17 protein-coding genes are annotated in these 22204 nt (G+C 38.5%); 11 read left to right on the top strand and 6 right to left on the bottom strand.

Features of this window, described 5'->3' with window-relative positions; all coding sequences use genetic code 11:
* Positions 1 to 55 precede the first annotated feature (55 nt).
* The 4 genes from MsAm2_RS00070 (at position 56) to pylD (ending at position 5676) form a co-directional block, all read left to right on the top strand.
* Complete coding sequence (locus tag MsAm2_RS00070) at positions 56 to 2017, top strand: YgiQ family radical SAM protein (RefSeq protein ID WP_338098530.1); 1962 nt, start codon at positions 56 to 58, stop codon at positions 2015 to 2017.
* 277 nt (positions 2018 to 2294) lie between these two features.
* A complete protein-coding gene (locus MsAm2_RS00075; protein WP_338097796.1) occupies positions 2295 to 3131 on the top strand; it encodes a PAS domain-containing protein in 837 nt (278 codons plus the stop codon).
* A 285-nt stretch (positions 3132 to 3416) separates the two neighbouring features.
* Positions 3417 to 4613, top strand: coding sequence for a 3-methylornithine--L-lysine ligase PylC (gene pylC / locus MsAm2_RS00080; RefSeq protein WP_338097797.1), 1197 nt, complete (start codon positions 3417 to 3419; stop codon positions 4611 to 4613).
* A gap of 226 nt (positions 4614 to 4839) precedes the next feature.
* The gene (gene pylD, locus MsAm2_RS00085; RefSeq protein ID WP_338097798.1) at positions 4840 to 5676 is read left to right on the top strand and encodes a 3-methylornithyl-N6-L-lysine dehydrogenase PylD; all 837 of its coding nucleotides are present in this window, start codon (positions 4840 to 4842) and stop codon (positions 5674 to 5676) included.
* 563 nt (positions 5677 to 6239) lie between these two features.
* Here the strand turns inward: pylD and MsAm2_RS00090 are convergent.
* The 3 genes from MsAm2_RS00090 to MsAm2_RS00100 form a co-directional block, all read right to left on the bottom strand.
* Complete coding sequence (locus MsAm2_RS00090) at positions 6240 to 6998, bottom strand: coenzyme F420-0:L-glutamate ligase (RefSeq protein WP_338098531.1); 759 nt, start codon at positions 6996 to 6998, stop codon at positions 6240 to 6242.
* A 180-nt stretch (positions 6999 to 7178) separates the two neighbouring features.
* Positions 7179 to 9392: a DNA mismatch repair endonuclease MutL gene (gene mutL, locus MsAm2_RS00095; RefSeq protein ID WP_338097799.1), complete on the bottom strand. Its 2214-nt coding sequence runs from the start codon at positions 9390 to 9392 to the stop codon at positions 7179 to 7181.
* 124 nt (positions 9393 to 9516) lie between these two features.
* Positions 9517 to 10182, bottom strand: a complete 666-nt coding sequence (locus tag MsAm2_RS00100; RefSeq protein ID WP_338097800.1) for a hypothetical protein — start codon at positions 10180 to 10182, stop codon at positions 9517 to 9519.
* 172 nt (positions 10183 to 10354) lie between these two features.
* On the opposite strand from MsAm2_RS00100, the gene MsAm2_RS00105 reads away from it, so the two are divergent.
* From MsAm2_RS00105 to MsAm2_RS00115, 3 genes are all read left to right on the top strand, one after another.
* Complete coding sequence (locus MsAm2_RS00105; RefSeq protein WP_338098532.1) at positions 10355 to 10807, top strand: PUA domain-containing protein; 453 nt, start codon at positions 10355 to 10357, stop codon at positions 10805 to 10807.
* Positions 10808 to 11561: 754 nt separating this feature from the next.
* On the top strand, positions 11562 to 13160 hold the full coding sequence (locus MsAm2_RS00110) for a TraB/GumN family protein (RefSeq protein ID WP_338097801.1): 1599 nt from the start codon (positions 11562 to 11564) through the stop codon (positions 13158 to 13160).
* 176 nt (positions 13161 to 13336) lie between these two features.
* Entirely contained in the window at positions 13337 to 13804 is a 468-nt protein-coding gene (locus MsAm2_RS00115) for a gamma carbonic anhydrase family protein (protein WP_338097802.1), read from the top strand.
* A 363-nt stretch (positions 13805 to 14167) separates the two neighbouring features.
* Here MsAm2_RS00115 and MsAm2_RS00120 read toward each other — a convergent pair whose 3' ends face one another.
* Both MsAm2_RS00120 and cas6 read right to left on the bottom strand, forming a co-directional pair.
* Positions 14168 to 15349: a coenzyme F420-0:L-glutamate ligase gene (locus MsAm2_RS00120; protein WP_338097803.1), complete on the bottom strand. Its 1182-nt coding sequence runs from the start codon at positions 15347 to 15349 to the stop codon at positions 14168 to 14170.
* A gap of 304 nt (positions 15350 to 15653) precedes the next feature.
* Positions 15654 to 16367, bottom strand: a complete 714-nt coding sequence (gene cas6 / locus MsAm2_RS00125; RefSeq protein WP_338098533.1) for a CRISPR-associated endoribonuclease Cas6 — start codon at positions 16365 to 16367, stop codon at positions 15654 to 15656.
* Between the two features lie 249 nt (positions 16368 to 16616).
* Between cas6 and MsAm2_RS00130 the strand changes: the two genes are divergently transcribed.
* From MsAm2_RS00130 to MsAm2_RS00135, 3 genes are read left to right on the top strand one after another with little or no spacing between them, the layout of a single operon-like run.
* Complete coding sequence (locus MsAm2_RS00130) at positions 16617 to 16991, top strand: hypothetical protein (protein ID WP_338097804.1); 375 nt, start codon at positions 16617 to 16619, stop codon at positions 16989 to 16991.
* The gene (locus MsAm2_RS08325; protein ID WP_420846965.1) at positions 16957 to 17268 is read left to right on the top strand and encodes a type II toxin-antitoxin system HicA family toxin; all 312 of its coding nucleotides are present in this window, start codon (positions 16957 to 16959) and stop codon (positions 17266 to 17268) included. The genes MsAm2_RS00130 and MsAm2_RS08325 overlap by 35 nt, the downstream gene beginning before the upstream one ends.
* A gap of 27 nt (positions 17269 to 17295) precedes the next feature.
* On the top strand, positions 17296 to 18096 hold the full coding sequence (locus MsAm2_RS00135; protein ID WP_338097805.1) for an ABC transporter ATP-binding protein: 801 nt from the start codon (positions 17296 to 17298) through the stop codon (positions 18094 to 18096).
* Between the two features lie 835 nt (positions 18097 to 18931).
* Here MsAm2_RS00135 and glyS read toward each other — a convergent pair.
* Positions 18932 to 20722 (bottom strand): glycine--tRNA ligase, encoded by a 1791-nt coding sequence (gene glyS, locus MsAm2_RS00140; protein ID WP_338097806.1) that lies wholly within the window; start codon positions 20720 to 20722, stop codon positions 18932 to 18934.
* 308 nt (positions 20723 to 21030) lie between these two features.
* Here glyS and MsAm2_RS00145 point away from each other — a divergent pair, with 308 nt between their 5' ends.
* Positions 21031 to 22047, top strand: coding sequence for a DUF1266 domain-containing protein (locus tag MsAm2_RS00145; protein WP_338097807.1), 1017 nt, complete (start codon positions 21031 to 21033; stop codon positions 22045 to 22047).
* Positions 22048 to 22204: the final 157 nt, after the last annotated feature.

Consider the following 22204-nt stretch of genomic DNA (forward strand, 5'->3'; position numbering starts at 1 on the left):
GGCTTTTGAAGAGCGCCGAAAAAATTCAAAATTCAAAACTGCCGACTTTTTGCCGATGAGTTTGTCTGAAGCTCGTGCGAAAGGATGGGATGAATTAGATATTATTTTGGTATCGGGCGATGCTTATGTGGATCACCCCGGATTTGGAACCGCAATCATTGGGCGTGTTTTAGAAAGCGCCGGTTTTTCAATTGGCGTTATCGCCCAGCCGGACTGGACGAAAAAAGAATCTTTTGAAATTCTCGGAAAGCCGCGGCTTTTTTTCTCCGTCAGCGCGGGAAACACGGACTCCCTCGTGAATAATTACACCCCGCTTCTCAACAAACGTGAAAGCGATGCCTATTCCCCGGGTGGAAAACCCGGACTTCGGCCGGACCGTGCCGTTATTTCGTATGCCAATCGGATTCGGGAAGCGTATCCGGATGTTCCGGTTGTTGCCGGCGGCATTGAAGCGTCTTTGCGCCGCTTTGCAGAATTTGATTATTTGTCCAATACGGTCCGACAATCCGTTTTAGCAGACGCCCCGATTGATTTGATCGTGTACGGAATGGGCGAACTGCAAATCACGGAAATCGCAAAGCGTCTGGATGCGGGCGAAAAAATTGAAACCCTCCGAGACATTCCGGGAACCGTTTGGAAAATGCAGACGAAGGAATGGAAAAACGATTTTTCCGGAAAAATCCCAAAACCGGATTTGGATTTATCGGATGTTGATTCACCGGAGATTGATTTGATGGATTCTGATTCCATTCATTCCAATTCCATTCATTCCAATTCCATTCATTTCAATTCCATTCATTCCAATTCCATTCATTCCAATTCCATTCATTCCAATTCTATTCATTCCAATTCTATTCATTCTCCGGATTCTATGATCGAGTTGCCGAGCTTTGCCGATGTTTTTGAAAGCAAAGAACAATATGCTTGGGCATTTCGATTAATTTACGGCAATCAAAATCCCGTAACCGGGAGATCTTTGGCACAAGTTCATCCCAAAACCGTCATCGTTCAAAATCCACCGATGCGGCCGCTCACGGAGCCGGAAATGGATTTCATTTACGAATTGCCGTACACCCGAATGGAACACCCATCTTATACGGAGCCGGTGCCGGGTTTGGATGTTGTCCGCTTTTCAATTACCAGTCATCGCGGCTGTTTTGGAGGCTGTTCTTTTTGCGCGATTACCCAGCATCAAGGACGTGCGATCAGCAACCGGAGCGAAGATTCGATTATCCGGGAAGCGGTTTTGATTTCCGAATCCGCCGGCTTTGGCGGAATTATCAGCGGCGTCGGCGGCCCGAGCGCCAACATGTATGGAATGACATGTCCGGGATGGGAAAAACGCGGCGCCTGCACGCATAAAAATTGTTTGGTTCCTCATGTTTGTCCGTCTCTTCGAACGGACCACAGCCGAATGTTATCGCTTTTAAAAAGGCTGCGGGAAATTCCGGATGTTAAAAAAGTTTTGACCGGATATGGAGTCCGCTTTGATTTGGCGGTTTTGGATGATGAATATCTTGAAACACTATGTAAATACCATGTCGGCGGTCAGCTCAAAGTTGCGCCGGAGCATTTCTGTGATCCCGTGACCGCAATCATGCGAAAGCCAAACCGTGCCGCCTTTGAAAAATTTGAAAACAAATTCAAAGAAATCAACAAGCGGCTGGATATGAAACAGTTTTTGGTGACGTTTCAAATTTCAGGACATCCAGGGTGTACGATTGAAAATGCAATCGAGATGGCGGAATACATTCGGGACAATAACCGTTACACCGAACAAGTTCAAGATTTTACACCGACTCCGATGACGATTTCAACGTGTATGTTCCATACGGGACTCAACCCGTTTACCATGGAAAAAATACATGTGCCGGTGACCCGAACAGAAAAAAAGATTCAGCGGTCACTTCTCCAATTCAGAAATCCGGAGAATCAAAAAATTATTCAGGAAACTCTCATCAAAGCCGGACGGGAAGACTTAATCGGAAATGGATGGAATTGTCTTGTGAAAAAATAATTTAAAATTTTAATATTGATAAATCATTTGAATAATTTAAAAATAGTTTAAAAACAATTTGAAGAAGATTAAAAATAACTTAAAGCCGACTTGAAATTATTTAAAACAGCAAACAATAAAAAAACAAACATCAACCTAAAAAAACAATAACAATCTAAAAAACAAAAACAATTTAAAGGTATTATTAAATAGATGCAAAAGCAAAGAAAAAACAAAACAGAAAACAATATAAATTAAAAACAAGATTTCAATCCATAACGAAAAAACCGGGATTCCCATGAAATTACAATACAAAGTCATCATTTTATCCGTTTTAATCGGGTTTCTTTTTTTGTTGGCGGAATCCTTTTCACGGCTTTTTTCAAATTCTTCCGAGTCTTTTTTGAGTTTTTTGTTTTCACCGTTGACGACGGATGAGAATCTTTTCTTTAATCTGACAGTTTTGCTTTTGTGTCTTGTTTTCGGAATTCTGCTGGCGCAAGTCATTACACGCATCTTAAAAGCGAAGGAAATCATTCAAGAGCAAAATGTTGAAAAAAACACGACCTTGAATTCGATTCAAGAAATTTTGGTTTATTTCGGGAAAAACGAAGAAATCAAGTGGGCAAACCGTGCTCTTTATGAAGAATTAAACATTTCAGAAAAAGATGTTATCGGCAAAAAAATCGATATTTTTCAAAATTACGATATTTTCCCAAGCGATATCATTACCAAAGCATTGGATTTGGAAGAGCAGAAAAGCTTTGAAACACGAAGCAGCGATGGAAAATACTGGTATATTACAATCGCTCCGGCCAAAGATGAAAAAAATATGGTTTCCGGTTGCGTTTTGATGGCAATCGACATTACGCATGAAAAAGTCGCCGAAGAAACACGGCGAAAATCTTTTGAACAAATCGAGCGCAATATCGAACAATTCGCGTCCATTATCGATAATATCCGAAATCCGCTCTCCTCTATCGTTCTTTTGACGGAAAAAATTGAAGAGAAAGACGTTGCTTGTCAAATTTCAATGGAATGCGATCGGATCGAAGAAGTTATTTCCGAACTGGATTCCGGATGGGAAAGCTCGGAAGAAATCAAAAAATTCTTAAAAAAGCATAATCACCCGTGAAAAATTATTTCATTAAATTATTTCACGATCGATTCACAGATTTTCATTGTATTCTTTTTCATTCTTTTCTTTTTTATTCAATTATTTTTTCGTGTTCTTTTTTATTCAATTAGTTTTTATTGTGTTCTTTTTTATTCAATTAGTTTTTATTTATATTGGTTTTTAACAAAATTTTTCGGTTTACAGACCTTTATTTTAAATATTAAGATTTTAATATTGATTCACCTTTTGCAATATCAGAAAATCAAAAAATGAAATGGTTTTAATATGATTTTATCAAACAAAATGTCAGACAAATCCCTCGCACAAAGTGTTTTTCGTGCAGATTTTCCTCAATCTTCCAAACGCATCTGTCTCATTGGCGGAAAACTTCAAGGTGTCGAAGCCGCTTATTTGGCGAAAAAAGCCGGTCTTTACGTGATTTTGATTGACAAAAATAAAGAGGCGTTGGCACGGGAATTTTCGGACGAATTCCACTGCTTTGATATAACAAAAGACAAAACCCGGTTGACGGAAATTTCTAAAAAATCGGATTTTATGCTTCCGGTGAATGAAAATCAAGAGACAATTGACTTCTTGGAAGCGGTCTATGCGGAATTGGATCCCAACTGCGCTTTTCTTTTCGATTTTGATGCCTACCGCATCAGTTGTGACAAAAACAAATCTAAAAAATATTTTCGATCCATTAATATTCCAACGCCGGCCGATAAACCGGAAGAACCGCCGTTTTTTGTCAAACCGCCCAACGAAAGCGGAAGTTCGAATGCTCGGATTATCCAAACCAAAAGCGAACTTACCGATGTTCCATCCCATTACTTAATTGAAGAATACGTGGAAGGCCCGGTTCTCTCTTTGGAAATCGTTGGCGATGGCGAATATTTTGAAGTGGTTAAGGAAACTCATGTTCATTTGGATGATGTTTACGATTGCAATCAAGTGACACCACTTCCGGCCAATTCGGATTTTAGGAAAATTGCTTTGGATTTGGCAAAAGGTCTGTCTTTAAAAGGAATTATGGACGTGGAAGCCATTGCCGGCAAAAAAGGATTTAAGGTTTTGGAAATCGATGCCCGTTTCCCAAGTCAGACACCGATTTGTGTTTACTTTTCATCCGGCGTGAATCTTTTGCTTTTGCTTGCGGAAGCTTTCAAAAAACCGTTTGGAGCCGACAGTCTCAAACGGGCGACAAATGAAAAATACAAAGACAGCTACGGTATTTTGGAACATTTTCTTTATGAAGAGTTTAAAAATCCGGTACCGCCGTTTGGAAAATTGACATCGGGTGGAGAACATTTGGTTTCCAAAGGAAAAAAATTAAACATTCTTTTCACCAGCGAGAACATCGAAATTTATGAATTTGCCGACCAAAAATACAAGGCTTACACAATTATCAGCCACGGCCAAACACAAGAAAAAGCTGAAAAATATCATCAGACCGCTAAGTTAATGGTTTTGGAAAGAAATGCCCCGGCCGATGAGTAAAAAGACAGAACATAAACCACAACAAAAAATTAAAAGCAAAAAAACGTGGGGCCAAATTTGATTGACGGACGAAACAACAAAATAAAATAAAGGCAATTCAAAGTAGGAATTACGGTAATTAAAAAACATTTTAAAAAAACAAATTCAGAAAAACATTTTGGAAAAACATTTTGGAAAAATTTTTAGAAAAACATTTCTTTAAAAATATTTTTGGGGAACGACGCAAATGGCACTTTTAACTCCGGACGATTTGAAAAATATGACCGACGATTTGGTTGAAAACGATACTCTGATTCACAAGTTGACCGGATTTTCCTTGGACCGCTTGTGTTCCGAAATTTATAAGACAGAAAAGAAAAAGGAAAAAATCGCAATCATTCCGGTGACAGCCGGCTGCGGAATTATCGGACGGTTCTCCGAATCCTTGCTTTTTACGGTCAAACATTTCGGAATGGATGGATTCATTACGAAAAACACGGATGTTGCCGGCTTTTATGAAGCGGTGATGTCAGATGCGGATATTGTCCTGATGGCGGATGACTTGGCTTTTATTGCCTACAATTTGAAAAATAAAAAAATCGCACACAATCAAATCTGTACCGGGCGGGTGTATGCTGAAATTTTATGCCGGTCCAAAACTCCGGATTTAGTTGCCGAAAAGAAGGCGTTAGTCATCGGTCTTGGAAAAGTCGGAACCCCTGCGTTGGAAACTCTTTTGAAATATGGCTATGATGTTTCCGCATTTGACGCAGATGAAAAACGGGTCAATGATGTCATATCTTATTATTCAAAATTAAATACAGGACCTCATACGGATTTGGCCGGACGGGTGAAAAAATATGACAAAAATGCCGGCGAAAAATTTTACAAAATTTTGGAAGCCACGCCGGCTCTGGACACTGTTCCGGAAAACTGTTTGAAAAATGGTTCACTTTTGTCAACGCCCGGAATCCCCTGTGGTCTTTCTAAAAAACTTCAAGAAAAGTATAATGTGATGATTGTCCAAGAGCCACTCGGAATCGGTACGCTGAGCATGCTTTACGCTGTTTTTGATGAAAAATAAATAAGGGTCGTCAACCGAAAATAAAGTTAATCGGCGGGAACGAAAAACCGCCGATTGCTCACGTTTTGATTTGAGTGTTTTTAACTTTTTACAGGGGTCTGACTTCATTTTACTGGAGGCTTTATGGCCATTTTTAAAACAGTTACAATTATTTATCAAACAACTGTTGGTTTATTGTTCCTAAATAATTGTACTTTTATAAAAACGTATTGAATATATATATAGTTTTTGTATTATAATTCTAATTTTAATAAATTAAAAAGCGATAAATTTCTAGATGATCGTTTTTGATGATTTTTCAGGACTTCAGAAAAAAAAGATTTTCTTTTTATTTTAATTTTTTTGGTTTACTGTTTTTTATTTTATATTATTTTCATTTTAATATATTTTTATTAAATTATATTTGTTTTTATTATATAATTATATTTTCTGAAATGGTTCTTTGTCTTTATTTGGTTGTTTCTTATCTTTATTTTGAATATTTTTCTTTTTATAATTTTGTTATACTTTTGTTATCTTTGTTATATATTTATTATATTTTTCATACTTTTATTATATTTTCATTAATTTTTTTGATTTTTGAGTTCCAAAAGCCCTTGAATAATAATATCGTCTTCCGCTTTCCGGTAAAATTCTCTGATACCGGCCGTTTCCTGCGTGTAAAGATTGAGTCCTCTCACAATAACAACCGGGTAACCGTTTGCCGCTTCTCCCATCAACAAATTCGCAGCACCGGCAATTTCATCCACGACCGCTTCTTCCGAAATTTCCAAAACATACCCGAAAAGGTCTTTTTCGCCAATCCAAGTCCGAAGCGCTTTTATTTTGTAAAGCCCGATAGCGACATTGGTCTGCCCTTCCTTAAACGCCCGCCCATTTGTATCCGTGATGATGACACTGATTTTCTTTTGCGTTAATTCTTCCAGCTTTTGTCCGATTTTTGCGGCGCAGCCGTCGGGATTGCAAGGGAGTTTTAAAAGCCGGCCGCCACCGACATTTGAATTATCAATTCCCGCGTTGATACAAACATGATGATTCTTGTTTCGAACCAACATGAACGGAGATTCCACAAAAACTTCCAGGCTTTCTTCCAAAACCGCTTGGACAAAAGCCGGATCTTTATTGTTAAGCGACGCGATTCTCTTCGCTTCAGCGCCGGGAACAAGGTCGGACAAATAAAAAGTCAATCCAAGCGATTTTGAAACGACGGTCGACGCGATAACAATAATATCGTTATCTTTCAAATCCGCCCGTTTAAAAATTAAATCCGCCAAATCATCTCCCTTTTGAATCAAAGGAATGTTCTCAACCGCTTTTAACATCAATTCCAAAATAAGATCTCCTTTAAAGGACTATTAACAGGCAGTAGTCATAAATAAGGTCATCCATATAGAACAAAAGCATTTCAGACAAAAAAACGGCAAATGATGAGAGTTACCCCACCTTGAGCAAAGAATGAAGATAACAAATAACTGATGCCACTTTTGTCTTTTTTGTTTCTGTTATGTTCGCTCAAACATTTTTTCGATTTCTTTTTTGGAAAAAATTAATATGGTTGGCCTTCCATGCGGACAAGAATAGGGATTTTCGGTCATTTTGAGCTGCTGAATCAGACTTTGCATTTGTTCCATGGTGCAGTTCGCGCCGGCCTTAATCGCTGCCCGGCAAGCCATTCTTTTGATAATATTTTCCCGGGTGCCGGATTCATCTTTGATTTTTCCAAATGACAAAATATCGGAAATGAGTTCATGAACCACCGACACGTCTTCCATCCGGCCGAAAATCAACGGCATAAAACTAATGGCATAAGAGTTGTCCCCAAATTCCGAAATTCCAAAGCCGACGTCTTCCAAAAGCGGAATGTATTCTTCCATCAGAATTTTTTCTTTCAGCGACAAATGGATGACTGCGGGCGATATGAGTTCCTGAACAGAATTCGATCCCATGCTTTTGAACAAATCATAAAAAATTCGCTCGTGTGCGGCATGCTGGTCAATCATCAAAAGACCGCCGTCCTTTTCCGCCAAAATGTAAAGATTAGAAATCTGCCCAACGATTTGGATGTTTTCCAACAAATCAATTTCCGAGGATTCCGCTTTTGATTTTTTTGAACCGTCCGGGTGTTTGGAAGAGGCCGCAAATAACAAGCGCTCCGTTGCCTTAATTCTTTTTTCCGTATCTTTCGCAGACGCAACATAGGGTTTTTCCGTATCTTTCGCAGGCGCAACATAGGATTTTTCCGTATCTTTCGCAGGCGCAACATAGGGTTTTTCCGTATCTTTCGCAGACGAAACATAGGGTTTTTCCGTATCTTTCGCAGACGAAACATAGGGTTTTTCCGTATCTTTCGCAGGCGCAACATAGGGTTTTTCCGTATCTTTCGAAGGCGCAACATAGGGTTTTTCCATATCTTTCGCAGACGCAGAATAGGGTTTTCCGGTTGGCGGACCGGAAACATATGTTTCGGACGGGTCTTTGGCGATGATGGATTTTTCATCAAGTCTGCCGGATATTTTTTCATTGATTTTTGATTTTGAAATCTCCGGTTTTTGTCCGTAATCGGAAAATGATTTTTCAATGACTTTTTTCACGTCTTTTGCTTTGATTTGAGGTGCCAGTTCGAATGCTTTTAGTGTTCTTTCAACCGCTTCTAAAACCGTTTTAAGAATTTCTTTTTCATTTTGGAAACGGACTTCAATTTTTTGAGGATGAACATTGATGTCCACTTCTTTGGGGTCGACCAAAAGCCGGATAACAACTGCCGGATAGCGGTTGTTGGGAATTTTTGTATAATAACCGAGGCGGACCGCTTTTATGAGTTCTTTGGATGAAATCGGGCGGTCATTGACAATGAAATACATGTTGTCCGCTGCTGATTTTGTATATTCCGGTTTGGAAATGTAGCCGGAAATTTCAACAACCGGTGAGGCTGTCGATGAAACAGATGCGGAAGATGGTGTGACAGACAATATACCAGACGATGCGGCAGACGGCGTCCCAGATGCCGGCTCCAACGGAATCATAATTCGGGCAACTTCGTGACCTAAAATATTGACGATGGAATTGAACAAATCGGAGGATGCGCTTTTAAGAATGGTTTTATTGTTATTGACGAGTGTAAAAGAGATGCCTTCGTTTGCTAAAATCAAATCACCAACAATGGACACAACGTGAGAGAGTTCGGTGGCATCACTTTTCAAGTATTTAAGCCGTGCCGGTGTGTTGTAAAATAAATCCGCCGCGCAAACGGTTGTTCCGGCCGGGGCGCCGATACTTGATACTTCCGGTTTTTTTCCTTCTTCCAAATAGATACGTGTTCCGACCGCATCATTTTTTCTTTTTGTGATGAGTTCGAATTTGGACACGGCCCCGATAGATGACAAAGCTTCCCCGCGAAATCCCAATGTGGAAATGCTTTCCAAATCGGCGGCGTTTCTGAGTTTGCTGGTGGCATGTTTTTTGTAAGACAAAACGGCATCTTTTTGGGACATTCCTTTTCCGTCGTCTCGAACCAGAATCATCTTTTTGCCGCTGTCTTTGAGTTCGATGTAAATGTTTTTCGCACCGGCGTCAATAGAATTGTCGACCAGCTCTTTGACAACAGATGCCGGCAACTCAATGACTTCACCGGCTGCAATTTTATTAATGGTGTCCTTGTCCAAAACATGAATGACAGAATCAGAATCAGAATCAGATGAAGGATTAGTTTTATTCATATTTATTTTTCCTGTAAAAATTATAATCATATTCCAATTATATTCATATAATCATTTATATTTCATTCCACTTTCTCCCATTTTCGTTTTTGTTTTTATTTCATTCCTTCGTTTTTGTTTTTTATCATATTTTTATTTTTTGATTTGTCAAAAGAGATTTAAAATATTTTTTTGAAAAAAATTCATGAACGGTTGACAGAATAATTTGTCCCTTTCCCTGACCAATTCGGAGATGAACCGGGCGGTTTTTGCAATCGGTTTTCAGAACAGAAATTAAAGCTGAATCCATTACTTTTTCGTTAGATTCAAAATCGGAAAAAATTGATTTTTCGGAAAGATTTTCAAAATATCCGTCACAAAAATATTCATCCAAATCCGGATTTAATAACAAATCCGCCGCTTTATTTTCCAACGGATTCTTTTCAAGCGGATTTTTTTCAGATAAGCCGCTTTCTGACAGAGAATTTTCCGACAGAAAAATATCTTCTCTTTTGTATCGGACCGGCAAGCTTAGCCATGAAAAATCCGAATCCGCCATGGGTGAAAAAATCAGGAGTGTCCCGCCGTTTTCAACAAAGTTCTTCAGTTTGTCGATGACTTTTTTTTGATTAAGTCCTGCCGAAATTGCCTTTTCGGATAAGAATCCGGCTGGAATTAAAATCATTTTTGCCGGAGCCAGATGTGGAGAATTTAGAGAACCCGGCATTGCGGTAATTGTGTTGATTCCATATTCTTGGAACAATCTTTCAAAATAAACCGGTTTGTCCCAAAGAATAATCACGTCGGTCATATGAATGATTTTATCTGCGAAATGAATTTAAATGTATTGACGCTTTTTAATTTTTATGACTTCTGATGATTCAAAAAGCGATATGGACAATAATTCAGTCCGCCAAACCGATAACGATTTAAATGATTTTAAAAATTTCACCAACCTCAACACAAGATTGAAACGTGTGCGTATGATGGCGGATTACCAATTTGGGAAAGGTGTTGGGAAAGTTCTTTTTGATGATCATGTGACTTTTTTACTTTCCAAAACCAAGCGGATCCGTCAAATTCGTTCCGATGGTGAAAGATTGGCCACCGTGCGCGCAAAAGACGGATTCTTTACGCTCAGTATGAAAGGTGCCTCAAGAATTCATCTTTTTTTGAAAGCTCCTGCCCTTCGCGTTGTTGTTTGCGATGATGCCGTACCCTTTGTTTCCAAAGGAAAAACCGCTTTTGCAAAACATATCATCTCCATTGATTCCACACTTCGCGCAAAAGAAGAAGTTTTAATTACCGACCGGAATGACCGTTTAATCGCGACCGGTCAACTTGCGCTTTCCCCGGATGAAATTATGACCGGAAATTATGGCGTCGGGGTTTTTGTCCGAAACGGAATCGAGAAAGAAGATAATCCGGAAGAGTAAATAAGGAAAAGGAAATCAAAAAAATCTGAAAAGGAAATCAAAAAAAATCCGAAAAGGAAATCAAAAATAAGCCGAAAAAGGAAATTAAAATAATCCGAAAAAAGAAATTGAAGAAGAAAATAATCCGGATGAATAAATGAATGGATAAAAACCAGACCCTTTAATTTCCAATGGAGAGGGTTGGAAAAAATTCCAGGAAAAAATCGGAAAAAAAGAATCCGGAAAATTAATATTTAAAAAACAAAGATGGTAACAGCTACTGATTTTTAAAACAATTGTTATTTTCTAATAAAAACTTTAAAAAAAATTTAAAATTTTATAAATTTTTTCAAAAACTATAAATACAAAAAATTCCATAACAAAACAACATTGAATTTCATCAAAAAATAAATGAAATTTCATTTTTCTTTTTTTGCGTTTGATTTTTCTAAAATCTATCTTTTCAGAGGAAATCAAAGGGGCAGGTCCCTTTATATACTTTCCAGACGAAACAAAGGGGTTATAATATTCTAATGTAATATAAAAATAAAAAGAATAAAAATGAAAGAAGTCCCAAAACCAACGTTTTAAGACTATTTCAAATTTTAATCCGTTGGGATAATTCAATTGAGAATTAAGTAAAAGTTCAATTTCATTTGAACAAATGGACCTATTTAAATACAATAAGAAATATTCCAAATAAAATAATAAACTTGATTTTTTCAAATATAACTTTAACATTTCAGGAAAAATAAATCATGGATCCGGACCTATCATGAAAAACGAATTTGAAAATAGTTCTGAAGATAATTCTGAAAATAACCAAGACAATAAAGATGCAAAAAAAACCATCTTTGTTTCCTCTTCCGAAATAAATTCCAATAATTTCTCTGTCTCTTCAACAGAATCCGATTCGGCTTTTATTTCTGATGCTGATTCAAGCTCAAATCCAAATGCCGGTTCAAGTTCAAATCCAAATGCTGATTCAAGTTCAGATCCAAATGCCGGTTCAAGTTCAAATCCAAATTCATCTTTGGAAATTTCCGATGTTTTTGTTCCGGTTATTCCTGATCCGGTTTTGCCGGAATATTCTCCGGAGTCCAAATCGACCGATTTATCAGGAATTCCGCTTTCCACACAAAAAATCACCGAACCAACAAAAATTATTATTATCGGGACGGCTCACGTCTCTGAAAAAAGTGTTAAGGAAGTAAAGGAAACAATTGAACGGGAAAAACCGGATATTGTTGCTGTTGAACTTTGTGCCAACCGTTATAAAAGCATCATGGAGCCGGATCAGAAAAAAGAAGTGTCTTTCAAAGATATTCTCTCTCCCGGTCAGACTTTTTATTATTTGTTGTACGGACTTTTGGCTTACATCCAGAAAAAAATGGGCGAACAAATGGGTGTTCCACCCGGAACGGAAATGTTTGCTGCAATTGATGGAGCACAGGAAATAGGCGCGGATTTGGCGTTAATTGATCGGGATATTCAAATCACGTTTAAACGCTTCATTGCGAAAATGAGTTTTTGGGAAAAAACCAAAATGCTCTACACTTTAGTCGCCGGCTATTTCGGAATTGGAAACCAAGGAGAAATGGCGGAATTCACATTGGATTCCATGACGGACCAAGATGTTGTTTCTACGCTGATTGAGGAATTCCGAAAATTTTCGCCGACGGCCGCATCAGTTTTGATTGATGAGAGAGACGCGTATTTGGCGGGCAGCATTATCCGGACCATTAAAGCAGCCGGTCCCGGCAAAAAAATTGTGGTCGTCATCGGTGCCGGACATCGTCAAGGCGTTGTGAATTATCTTCAAAATCCGGCTCAAATTCCGGACTTGTCCGAATTGGTCGTCGTTCCCAAAAAGCGGTTCGGGATTTTAAAAACCATCAGCTATCTCCTCATCGGATTAGTTTTGTTAGCGTTTTTGTACATCATTTACAAAGTCATTACTTATCCGGATATGACGCCGGAAACGCTTTTTATTGCTTTTGCCAGCTGGTTCCTCATTAATGGAACGCTCAGCGCAGCCGGTGTCATATTGGCCGGCGGTCGCTTGAAATCGGCAGCCATTGCTTTCCTGTTGGCTTGGTTCACCTCCTTAAATCCGCTTGTAGCGGCGGGATGGTTTGCGGGCCTTGCGGAAGCGGCATACAGAAAACCAACAACGGAAGATCTTGGAAAATTAATGAATGTCGAAACATTTAGCGAGATGAATAGAAATCCATTCTTCAAAGTTATTCTCGTTGCGGCGCTTGCCAATGTCGGAAGCATGATTGGAACTTTCATCGGCGCTTATGTTGTTTTGCAACTTTCCGACATTGATATCGTTGAAATTATAAGAAACATTGTTTCCGGAATATTTTAATTCCGAAAATTCTAAATTTCGGAAATATTCCAATTCCGGAAATATTTCATTTTTAAGAAAACAATTGGCCGGATTATTTTAACGAAATTTATTAATATAATCAAAACAAAATAAAAATATTGGTAGAAATAAATAAGTCAAATAGTCAAATTGAATTCATGAAAGGAGAAAAATAAATGCTTAGAATCGCGAAAAATGCAACAGTTGTTGGGGATGTCGAATTTGAAAAGAACACAAGTGTTTGGTATGGGGCGGTCATTCGGGCCGACGCCGCAAAAATGAAAATCGGTGAAAACAGCAACATTCAAGACAATTGTGTTTTGCACAGCGCATTTGACTGTCCGGTGATCATCGGCAAAAACGTGACAGTTGGACATTGTGCGGTCATTCACGGCTGCATTATTGAAGACAATGTGCTCATCGGTATGAATTCCACTGTTCTTGATAAAGCGATCATCGGAGAAGGAAGCATTATCGGCGCGAATGCGCTTGTTCCGGCCGGCAAAGTCATCCCGCCCAGAAGTTTGGTGTTGGGTGTTCCCGGCAAAGTGGTTCGAGAAGTGACGGACCTGGAAATTGAGGAAACAATTAAAAATGCGGCTTGGTATGTTGATTTGTCAAAAACACTGGAAACTCAAAAATAATTAAAAATGGAGGGTTTGATTCATTATCCTTTATTTTTTTTCGTTTTTATTCATATTATTTCTGTTTTCTTTCTTTCCATACAAACCCTCCCGAAAATTCGAATGCGTTCCCGCATCCGAATTTCTCGAACTGTTCATCTGGAAAGATAAATTGATGAAAAAAATGCAGCAATCCTAAAACTGTTAACAGTCGCAGTAATCCTAAAACTGTAAACAATTGCAACAAATCTAAAATTAAAAACCATCCCACGGTTTTTGTCAAAATTTTTAAAAAATTTGCCGCCATAATGCGCGCACGGCGGCACTAAACAAAAAACAAAACAAGGAAATCAAAAACAAACAAAAATCAAAAGCAACAGAAGGTTATTCCGTTGCGTAATTGTCAAAGTAATTCTGGACAAGAACAATCGGTGTTCCCTTGTCTCCGCTTCCGCTGGTCAAATCACACAAACTGCCGATTAAATCCACATACCGGCGAGGCGTTGTCCCCTGAGATTCCATTTTTCCGGTTAAATCTTTTTTGCAGCGGATGCTGTCGCAAAGAGCGGCTTTGAGTTCGTCGCCTTTTAAATTTTTAAATTCGTTGTCGGCCAAATATTTCAATTTCAATTCATTCGGCGTTCCGAGAAGTCCTTTTGTAAATCCGGGTGAGACGACCGGGTCGGCCAACTCCCAAATTCCACACACCGGATCCTTAAAAGCGCCGTCGCCGTACACCATCACTTCAATTGTTTTTCCGGTCAATTTTTTAAATTCGGCTTGTACTTTGTTTACAAAAACGTCGCAATCGCGTGGGAATAATTTGATGGTTTCTTCGGTGGCCTTGTTCGCGCCCAAAATTCCGAAATCCGGGTTGCAACCGCTGCCGTCGACGGATTTGGTGAGCAGATCATCCAGGCCGTAAACGGTTTTTGCGCTGGCTTCTTTAAGAATCTTTTTGGTTCGGGCACGGTTGTGGATTTCAGCGGTCAGGACGTGCGATGTGTATTTCAAAACCGCTCTTGGGTTGTTCGCAAAAATGATTTCAATATTGTCGTTGTCGGCCAAACTCTTGTAATATTCCACATAATCAACACCGGTGTACGGGTGTTTGACGGAACCGAAATATTTTCTAAATTCAGCCTCCGATAAAACGTCACTGTACGGATTGATGCCGGCTTTTTCGATTTGATCCAAACTGACCAATTCATTTCCGACTTCATCGTTTGGGTAGCTCAAAACCAAATACATTTTTGAAACACCGCGGGCGATTCCTTTGAGCATGATCGCAAACCGGTTGCGGCTGAGAATCGGAAACAAAACTCCAACGACGCCATCCGGATACTTTTTCCGGACATCTTTGGCCAACTGGTCGATCGTGGCGTAATTTCCTTGCGTCCGGGCGACCACCGCTTCTGTCACACCCACAACGTCGCCATCCGATAAGAAAAAGTTTTCGGCTTTCGCCGCGGAAATGACGCTTTCCGTCACGATTTTAACCAAGTCGTCTCCTTCTTTGACAATTGGTGCTTTGATTCCTTTCGCTTGCGTTCCGATTAATTTCAAAATATTGCCTCCCGATTACAAATTAGATTGTTTTGAATAGAATATTGAATAGAATATTGGAATAAAATATTGGAATAAAATATTGAAATAAAATATTGAAATAAAATATTGGAATAAAATACAGTCAACCGAGAAATCATTAAAATCTTAGGATAAAAGTATTTTGGCAAAACCTGACGCTCCGGCGATAAACATGAAAAAAATTGTTAAAAAATGTAAAATTTATGGGGAAAACGATCCAATTTAAAAAACAATTTTCAGAATCTGTCAACGATTTTTCAGAATCTGTCCACATCTCAGAATATTATTTTTTTTCCGCGACCATTCCAAATCCCATGGAATTTTTTTCTCCAAAACCGCATTCGTATCCGAATTTTATAAAATCATAGTCTCCGCTGACGGAAAAAATCAAATTGGAGCATCGGACAAAAGTATCTTTGATTTGCATTCTTTTGGCTTCGGCCGACAATATTTCCAATTCAAAATTCATATTGCATTCCTTATTGTAGTAGGACTCGTACTTCTTTTTGAGATTGTCTTTTAAATTTTCATAAAATTTGGAATGGTTCGGAAGCAAATCCCGGCCAACCAACTTTCCGTCCACGTTTTCCCGGGTCCGAAGGCAAATCGGCGAAATAGTTTTTAAAACGGAGAAAGATGACGGCTCTTCTTCGATTCGAATTTCCATCGGATAAGCGTCAAAGTTTCCGATTTTTAAAACCGGTTCCTTGAAAAGCCCCTCCAAAAAAACGGTTAAAAATTCGGTGTTGGGGGACGACAACTGCAAATAAACAACGCCATCGGTACTTTTGATGCCTTTGTTTTGAACAATTGTTCTTTTGGGAATATCCAGCCATGAGAATGTGAAAAATTTGTATTTCTGATAAGCGTGTAATTTTTTGGCGTATTCCAAGTCACCGGTGTTCAATGAATTGTAAATCATGGACGCCAGATGGTATTGGTAATCAAATGGAATGGTGGTGTTTTTATCCACTTCAAGTTTTAAGACAGACCTCATGCACACTTATTATTGGAGAATGAATAAATAGTTATGTTATCCGTTTGAATATTGTTTTAGAATATTATTTTAGAATATCGTTTTATATACAAACACATTCTATTAAAACAAAGATTATTTAAAAAGTTATATCAACCCCTCCTCTCCTCTTGATTTAATCTTAATTTAAAAAAGATAAAATGGGATGAGAGAATGACTTATTTAGTTCGAAACCGCAAAGAAATAAAGTCCTCAAGAGAGGGTTTTCGTATGCTTCAAGACTCAGACAACGTTTCTTCCGTCCAAAAGAATAAAATCTCAAAGAGGAAAGAACAACAACCGACTTATCGCACAACATTGATTGAATGGGCTTGTTTTGAAGAAATTCCGTTAAAATTGACCAAACCATTGAAATTAAGAGTCCGGTATTCAAATGGTAGAAATGTTATTCGAAGTGATGTGTTTAATATTTTTTCATTTGACCCTGATTTGAAAAAAGCCATTTTAGACCTGGAATATCAATTTTTTATTTTGTGGGAGGCGGACGTTCTTGAGGATAAAAAAAGATTGACATCTGGCGGAATTCAATTAAGAAATTTGCTGAAAGAATATGCGGAGGAAGAGAACGTCTTTTCGCTCTTATAAAACACGAGAAATTGAATCGGCATTGGTCAAAAAGGGATTTGTGGAAGATCGAAAAAGAGGCCATAAGCACTACATTTATTATTACAATGGAAAAAAAATGGAGATTTCAACGATTGTAAGTCATGGGGTGAAGGAGTACGGTCGTGACCTAATTATGGAAATGAAACGGCAACTTTTTCTTACCCGTCCTCAATTCGACAATTTGGTCCAGTGCCCTTTAACAAAAGAAGAACTCAGAGAAATATATAAGAAGAAGGGAAGACTGCCTACAACTTAAGAAATGAAAAATCAGAGAAATAAAAATATGGTTGAGCCAAATGCAAACGAGCCGGTCATTGATTTTCGGCATGTGACCGTCATTAAAGAGAACCGGCGGATTTTGGATGACATTTCCCTTCGAATCGAGGCCGATGAACACATCGCCATTATCGGTCCCAACGGTTCCGGCAAGTCTTCCCTCATCAAAGTCATGACGCGGGAATATTATCCGATTGCGGACGCGTCCGGCCTTTTGACAAAAATCATGGGCGAAGATGTCTGGAATGTTTTTGACCTTCGAAAACAGTTGGGCATTATCACAACCGACCTTCAAATCACCTGTCTTTTAGAAACAACGGTTTTTGATACGGTTTTATCCGGGTTTTTTTCCAGCATTGGCATTTACGATATTTTTGATGTTACACTGGAAATGAAGGTCATTGTTCTTGAGATTTTGAAATTTTTGGGAATCGACCATCTGGCTTTTTCAAGCATGACGAAGATTTCCGCGGGTGAGGCCCGAAAAGCTCTCATTGCAAGGGCGCTTGTGCATGACCCGAAAGCGTTGATTTTGGACGAGCCAACCAACAGTTTGGACATGAAATCCATTTTTCAATTCCGAAAAACAATCAGCAAAATTGCCCGGGCCGGCAAAAATGTTATTTTGGTGACGCACGATTTAGCGGATATTATTCCGGAAATTTCAAGAGTGGTTTTGATTCAGGATGGAAAAATCTTTGCCGACGGCAAAAAAGAAGAAATCCTAACGAGTGAGAACTTAACGAAACTTTTCGGCATTCCGGTGACGGTTGAAAAACACGGCGAATATTACGCCGCATTTTGCTAATTTTTTTCATTATTCTCTTTTTCTTCTTCTTTTTTTGATTTTTTTTTGGATTTTCTTTTTTTTCTTTTTCTTCTTCTCTTTTTCTTCTTCTTTTTTTCTTTTTTTGGATTTTTTGTTTTTGGATTTTTCCTTTTTCCACTTTTTTTGAGGGTTTGCCGGCAATTGATTTTTTTAAATTTTATTTTATTAATATTTTAAAAATGCCGGCTCTTTTTGATTTTTGAGAGTTTTTAAAACGCACCGTTTTTTTAATTTATGCAATTTTTATTGATTAAAATTAAAAATCTATTTCGTCGATGATAATTTTATTTTAAAAACAGAATCAATAGAACATTATGTAAAAATAGTAATATTTATATAGATTGGAATACTACTAATCATTAACTTAAGTTTAATTGTTTTAAATTTGAGTTTGTCTTCTTAACTGACATGTTATTAAAACCTCAAAAACCGTAAATTAAACCCCCTTCGTAAACCATATTAAATTTCAACCCCCCACATTATTTTCATCAACCCGTTTTTTAAAAACGGGTTGTCTCCTTTTCTTTTTTTTCAATTTTTGTAACAAAACCTCTATTTTTTTTACCAAAACAAGTCAGAACATTGATTTTTGCGGCGGATGGCAGTAATGCTGAAAAAAAGCAAACAAACGTAAAAATATTAAAAATAAAAGTGAAAACCAAACCGGTCGATTTTGAAATTTTTTAAAAATATGTCGCTATAACGCGTGAACGGCAGCAACAATGAAACTAAGATAAAAAATGAGACAAAAAATAAAAAATGAATTAAAATAAAAAAAGAAAGTGAAAAGGTTGAATGAATCGTTTATCTTGATTCAAAGCCCTTTTCCGCTTTCGTTAAATGTTTTCTTTTCCCGGATCAGATCTTTTAAAATTTGAACCAAATCATTGGCAGAAACACGAATTTGTTTCATGGAATCCCGGTCACGAACGGTGACCGTGCTGTTTTCCAAAATTTCAAAATCAATGGTAACGGAAAATGGAATTCCAATTTCATCATTTCTTCTGTAACGCTTTCCAATCGTTCCGGATTCGTCGTAATCCGCCATAATACCGGCGGCGACGATTTCGTTAAACAAATCCTTGGCTGGCGCAACCAATGCCGGTTTTCCCATGAGTGGGTGGATTGCAACTTGGAACGGCGCCACTTCATTTTTAAATCTCATGACCGTTCTTTGAGAATTGTCTTCACTTTCCTCTTCATCATCCGAATCGGTTTTTTCGATTTCTTCCTCATCAAACGCATGTTCCATCACACAATACGTAATCCGGTCAATTCCGTACGACGGCTCAATCACGTGCGGAACAATTGTTTTTCCGCTGACTTTCGCCGTTTCTTCGCCAAAGACGACGATTTCTTTGGGAATTTTAAACGTTTCGGATTCCATTGTCAAAACGATTTCATTGCCTGTCGTTGCGGCTTTGATCTCTTTTTCTGTCATGGATTTTAATTTGTCGGCGACGACTTTGGCTTTTCCTTTAAAGAGCGGTCCCATTTTTCCCATGTCTGGTTTGACCACGAATTTGGTTTCAAAAACAGGTTCAGGATACTCCACATAAACCGAAAGTTCGATTTTGCTTTGTTTGGCATGCGCGCTCAAATCGTAATCCGTCCGGTCAGCGATACCGACAACTTCCACCCAGCCGAACCGGTCGGTTTTCACTTCCGCGTCCCAGCAATCCATGGCGTAGTGCGCCATTTCATCTTTAAGGTGTTGTCTAAAACGCAGTCGGTCCGGAGAAATTCCGACGCGGGTCAAAAAATCATTGGTGAGCGCAACGCAATACGCCAAAAATTCGTGTGCAATGACACCGTTTTTGACGGCCTGTTCCACGGTCATCGAAATGGTTTTTCCGGAACCGTCCGTTTTTTCCTGCTCAGCTTGTGGGTACAAAAATAGATTCTGTTGAGCGTATTTTTGGAAATTGGGGTGGTTTTTTTGGCTCGGATCAACAAAAATTTCACATTCCGCTTGCGTAAATTCACGGAGCCGAAGAACACCCTGGCGCGGAGAAATTTCATTCCGGTAAGATTTTCCGATTTGAACGGCACCAAACGGCAATTTTTCGCGGTAAAAGCGTGACAAGCGCTGGAAATCAACAAACATTCCTTGTGCTGTTTCCGGTCTTAAGTAACCCGGACGTCCGATTCCGGGTCCGATTTTGGTTTGAAACATCAAATTGAATTCATAAGATTTTCCAAGTGCAGCGCCGCATTCCGGACATTTGATTTTGTGTTTTTCAATCAAAGCATCCAATTCATCCGTATTTAGAGCACCGGCGCCCTCAACGCCAATCGCTTCAATCAAATGGTCTGCCCGAAATGACTGTGCGCAGCCGGTACATTCGCAAAGCGGGTCGGAAAAACCGCCGACGTGTCCGGAGGCGATGAAAATGTCTTCAATGCCGATAGTCGGCACTTCAATTTCCATGTAGCCTTCGTTTAAAACATAAAATTCACGCCAAATGCTTTCGATTTTTCTTTTTACGGTGCAGCCCAGCGGTCCGTAATCAAAAAAACCGGCGGCTCCGCCGTAAAGTTCAAATGAATTCCATAAAAATCCGCGCCGTTTGGCGAGGTCAATCACTTTGTCATATTTGTCCATTTCAAAAACCTGAATAATTCATTTTGGGTTGACGGTATTAATGTATTTTAATTTGAGTTAAATTGAACCTAAAAGGATTGATAGAATTTAAATCTTACAATAATCCAAAAATCGAAGAAATTAAATAACCAGCAAATAAAAAAAATCAAACTAAAACATCCGCTGCTAAACTTATGCTTGAAAAAAGGGATTCGTCGGCAGGTTTAATGAATTAAAAAATCGGTTTGGAAAAGTATTAATAATATAATAATTGTTTATATAAAAATTTAAAAATAATTAATTTTGTTTTTAAATGAGGAGAAATTAAAATGGCATCCAAGTCCAAGAACTCAAGCAATCAGAAGCCTTCAGCACAAAAAACGGATGTTAAAAGTAAGAAGAATACAACAAAAATTGATGAAATCAAAATTGACGAAGTTGAAATTGACGAAGTTGAAATTGACGAAGTTGAAATTGACGAAGTTGAAATTGACGAAGTTGAAATTGACGAAGTTGAAATTGACGAAACCGGTCTCGATGAGGTCGATGTAAAAATCGATACGTATGATATCGATGGTGTTAAGGTAACGGATATTAAAATGGATGAAATTTCAGTCCGTGAAATTGATGTTGACGGCATCGAAGGGATTGAAGTGGACGAAGTCTACGAAGAATTGATTTATGTTGAGGATTCGCTTTCCGATGAGGAAATTGAGCAGTTTTTGGCAACTCATCCCGTCCCGCCTGAAATGAAAAAATATTTGTTGATTGGGGCGGTTTTAGCCGGAGCCAACGGGGAACTGTATGAAACGCTGGCACTCACAGGCGACGTGGAAGATTATCTGGAAGAATTGTATGAAGATTGGAATCTTTGTACAAAAGACGATGCGGTTGAAATGATGGATTGGCTCATCGCAGAAGGTCATGCGGCAGCTTATCGGGAAGACTTTTTATCTTACAAAATCGGAAACGTCTGCAATCTGACGGAAGAAGATATTGTTAATTATGAATTGACAGTGGACAGCCTCATTGATATTTTGGGACTTCCACAAGATTTAGTCAACGGCTGCGAATCATTGGGTGGCTGGGATATTGACCGAATCGGTTATTTGGCCCGGGTTTTTGCGCATGTCGGCTTAATCAGCGAGACCGATGCTTGGTATTATCTGCAAAAAGGAGCGGCTTTGGCGGAATCTCAGTTCAAAAGCTGGGAAGAATATTTTATTTCGCTCTTAATCGGCCGTGGATTTGCGGAAGGTTTTGATGAAGAGCCGTTTATCGTTGTTTATGATTTATTGACAAAAAACCGTCAGTTGATTGATAAATATCCGATTTCCGATTTGTAAATTTGATTTTTGAAATTACAGATTTGGCTTTTGAATTGCAATTTTGGCTTTTGAATTGCAATTCTCTTTTCTTCATTTCTTCATTTCTTTTTTCATTCTTTTTCATTTCTTTTTTAAATTAATGATGACGTTAAGTATAAATGTTATAAATTCTAAC

This window comes from Methanolapillus ohkumae (genome assembly GCF_032594355.1).
GTDB classification, from domain to species: Archaea; Halobacteriota; Methanosarcinia; order Methanosarcinales; family Methanosarcinaceae; genus Methanolapillus; species Methanolapillus ohkumae.